Genomic DNA, 2,897 nt, shown 5'->3' with positions numbered 1-2,897 from the left:
AAGCTTCTGGCGGCCTGAAACACGGGGCATCTCGGAACCGATCCACACGTCCCGGGCCGCTACCGCCTCAACTTGGAAACCCGCGCCCGGAAAAACGTCCTTCCAGCCGCACTTCTTCAGCGGCCTGTTAAAGGGCCGATTGACAGGCCGAGCTGCGCGGGCCCCAGCGGCTGCCCGCGGCCATGCTCGAGGAGGCGGTCATCGGCGAAATCCGGCGGCTGCTGCGCACGCCGGAGATCATCGCGCGCACCGCCCGCGCGCTGAAGAAGGAGCGGCCTGACCTCGACGAGGGCACCGTGACCGCGGCGCTCACGCAGTTCGATGATCTCTGGAAGGCGCTGATCCCGGCCGAGCAGGCCCGCGTCGTTCAGCTGCTCGTGGCGCGCGTGACTGTGGGCGAGGACGGGCTCGACATCGACCTGCGCCACGACGGGCTCGGCGCGCTGGCGAGCCTGATGGCGCCCGCGCGGGAGGACGCCGCCTGATGCCCGCGAACGACACGATCCGCGTCCACATCCCGCTCACGGTCCGCAAACGGGGTGGTCGCCCGCGTATCCTGCCGCCGAAGGAAATCGACACGTTGGACCCGCCGCCGGGACAGGATCCCCGCGTGCTGCGCGCTATCGGCCGGGCATGGGCGTGGCGGCAGCGGATGGAGCGCAACGAGGTCACCACCATCGCCGATCTCGCTGCCGAGGAAGGCCTCTCCGACCGCTATGTCAGCCGCCTCCTGCGCCTCGCATGGCTGGCGCCGGAAGTTCTTGAGCGGCTGGTCGTGCGCCGCGAGTCCTGCGCGATCAGCCTCTACGACCTGTGCTTCGTCGCATCGCTGCCGTGGGACGAGCAGCCAGCGCGGGTGTTCGATTGAGAAGAATGAATAGGGTTTGTATTGGAGGATCTCTCGATCACTCCCATTCCATCTCGGTATAGACCTGCTGGGCGTTGCGCCCGGCCAGCATGTCGAACTGTTCCAGCCTGGAGAAGGCGGACTGGTCCACCGCGACGGACCCGATGATGTCGCCGCCCGAGTCGATATGCTCGCGCATCCGGTCGCGCAGGTTGACGAGGTAGTCGTAGGTGTCGGCCCGCGCACGCTCCAGCGTGGTTGGATCGCCGTGACCGGGGACGACATGAAGCGGGTCGAGCGCGGCCATCGCCTCGAAGGCTTCGACCCAGCCGGCGGAACTGGAGAATTCCAGCACGCCGAGAAGCCGCTCGGTGAAGACGATGTCGCCGGTGAAGACGACCCTTTCCTCGGGCAGCCAGACGAAGACATCGCCCGGCGTGTGGGCAGGAGCCGCATGCACGATCTCGATAGTCCGGCCACCGACGGTCAGGTCGAGCCGGTCCGCGAACCTCTCGGAGGCATGGACGGGCTCGGTGCCGGCAAGGCCCTCGCCGATCAACTGGCTGAGCATGGTCAACTGCATCGAGGCGCGCGCCGCCTGGTCTTCCACGGCTGCCTCTGCCGCGACGATCCGGGCACCCTGCGCGGCCCAGTATCCGTTGCCAAGCCAGCGATGATCCTGCCCGCCGGTGTTGATGACCAATGTCACGGGCAGGTCGGTCACCGCGCGGATCGCGGCGTGAAGTTGTTCTGCACCAAGATAACTGCCACCCGCGTCGATCAGGACCGCGCCGTCCTCGGTGGCGATCAGGCCGAAGGTGGCGTTGTTGCCGAGGTTCTCGGCGCTGCGCTGGCCCTTCTCGCCGACGATAGCCCAGATACCTTCGGCGACGGGCAGGCTGCGCAACTCGGCGAGTGCCGGGGTGGCAAAGGCCAGAGCGACCAGGAGGACCATTGCGGCGCGGGTTCGGGTCATCAAGCTCCTCATGGCGCCTCGCTCATCCGCAGTTGTTGTGGCGGCGCCACATCGTCGGATCATGGCCTTCCGGCACATTCGCGCAGGGATCGGCCGCACCGTAACCCCGCAGCTCGTTATAGCGCGCGATCTGTTCGGCGGTCAGCAGGGGCGGCGTTTCCAGATGTCGCGAGAGATGGATGAAGCGCAGTTCCGCCCGAGCGTCAGCGGCGGTGTCGATCAGTGTCCGCAACCGCTCGGGCGTCAGATCGCCCGCTCGGAAGGCCGCCTCGATGGCCGCCTCTGCCGCGATGAGGCGTTCGCCCGCCGCCTGCGCCTCGGTCTGCATGGCCGCGAAGATCGCCTCGATGGCGGTGACCTGCTCTGCCGACAAGCCTATCCGATCCTGCAACTCCAGAAGATGTGCCGGGCCGGGCACGCCGTTCAATTCGGCGGCGAGCGCAAGGCCCCAGCCGCGGCCGGAGCGAAGATCGTCGAGATCGCTATCGGACAGACTCTTGATGTCGCGGCCTTCCATCCCGGCATATGGGGAATGGCCATGGTTCTGCGCCAACGCACCGCAGGGAACGGCGAGAACGCAAAGGGCGAAGACAAGACGGATCATCGCGAAACTCCTATGATCTTTTGTTGGTCCTCTCGCATCTCGCGGCCGCATCGCATATGACTGTGATCATGTCTGATCTTCTCGAGCCACTGTTTTCCGATGCGGTCTCGCGCGATTTCGCCGCTGGAGAGGTGCTGTTCCGCGCCGGCGACCCGGTGGTCTCGATGATCCTGCTGCAGGACGGACGGGCCGATCTGGTCCGTCACACGGGTCACGGGCTGAGGATGATCCTGCATCGTGCCGGCCCCGGGCAGATCCTTGCCGAGGCCTCCGCCTGGTCCGACGTCTACCATTGCGATGCGGTGGCGTCCGAACCCTGCGTGGCTGCGCTCTTGCCGCGCGAGGCGGTGTCAGCAAAGCGTGTTGGTTCGCTCTTTGTTCTTTGGCGCCAGTAGGATAGCTTCGGCGGTCCGAGACCGTCGAGGAGACCTGCCATGCCCCGCTTCGATCCGACCGAGTTCGGCCGCCTT

At 66.6% G+C, this 2,897-nt stretch carries 5 protein-coding genes; 3 read left to right on the top strand and 2 right to left on the bottom strand.

Annotated features, from left to right (window positions below; all coding sequences use genetic code 11):
• The first annotated feature begins 182 nt into the window (after positions 1-182).
• The gene (locus tag DLJ49_RS20995) at positions 183-485 is read left to right on the top strand and encodes a hypothetical protein (protein WP_233489380.1); all 303 of its coding nucleotides are present in this window, start codon (positions 183-185) and stop codon (positions 483-485) included.
• Entirely contained in the window at positions 485-868 is a 384-nt protein-coding gene (locus DLJ49_RS20990) for a hypothetical protein (RefSeq protein ID WP_115395451.1), read from the top strand. Before DLJ49_RS20995 ends, DLJ49_RS20990 begins: the two co-directional genes overlap by 1 nt.
• Before the next feature lie 37 nt (positions 869-905).
• On the opposite strand, the gene DLJ49_RS20985 is transcribed toward DLJ49_RS20990, so the two are convergent.
• The gene (locus tag DLJ49_RS20985; RefSeq protein ID WP_158547549.1) at positions 906-1,823 is read right to left on the bottom strand and encodes an MBL fold metallo-hydrolase; all 918 of its coding nucleotides are present in this window, start codon (positions 1,821-1,823) and stop codon (positions 906-908) included.
• Positions 1,824-1,845: 22 nt separating this feature from the next.
• Positions 1,846-2,427, bottom strand: coding sequence for a Spy/CpxP family protein refolding chaperone (locus DLJ49_RS20980; RefSeq protein ID WP_115395449.1), 582 nt, complete (start codon positions 2,425-2,427; stop codon positions 1,846-1,848).
• Between the two features lie 68 nt (positions 2,428-2,495).
• On the opposite strand from DLJ49_RS20980, the gene DLJ49_RS20975 reads away from it, so the two are divergent.
• Positions 2,496-2,822 (top strand): Crp/Fnr family transcriptional regulator, encoded by a 327-nt coding sequence (locus DLJ49_RS20975; RefSeq protein WP_158547548.1) that lies wholly within the window; start codon positions 2,496-2,498, stop codon positions 2,820-2,822.
• Positions 2,823-2,897 lie beyond the last annotated feature (75 nt).

The sequence above is a fragment of the Rhodovulum sp. 12E13 genome, assembly GCF_003340565.1.
Taxonomy (GTDB): Bacteria; Pseudomonadota; Alphaproteobacteria; order Rhodobacterales; family Rhodobacteraceae; genus HLUCCA09.
Note: the sequence above shows the minus strand (reverse complement) of the source record. Positions and strands in the feature narration are given on the sequence as shown.

Bases quoted from the DNA above. Each gene is read 5' to 3' on its own strand.
- DLJ49_RS20980 (WP_115395449.1), bottom strand. From the start codon at position 2,427: ATGATCCGTCTTGTCTTCGCCCTTTGCGTTCTCGCCGTTCCCTGCGGT.
- DLJ49_RS20985 (WP_158547549.1), bottom strand. From the start codon at position 1,823: ATGACCCGAACCCGCGCCGCAATGGTCCTCCTGGTCGCTCTGGCCTTT.
- DLJ49_RS20975 (WP_158547548.1), top strand. From the start codon at position 2,496: ATGTCTGATCTTCTCGAGCCACTGTTTTCCGATGCGGTCTCGCGCGAT.
- DLJ49_RS20990 (WP_115395451.1), top strand. From the start codon at position 485: ATGCCCGCGAACGACACGATCCGCGTCCACATCCCGCTCACGGTCCGC.
- DLJ49_RS20995 (WP_233489380.1), top strand. From the start codon at position 183: ATGCTCGAGGAGGCGGTCATCGGCGAAATCCGGCGGCTGCTGCGCACG.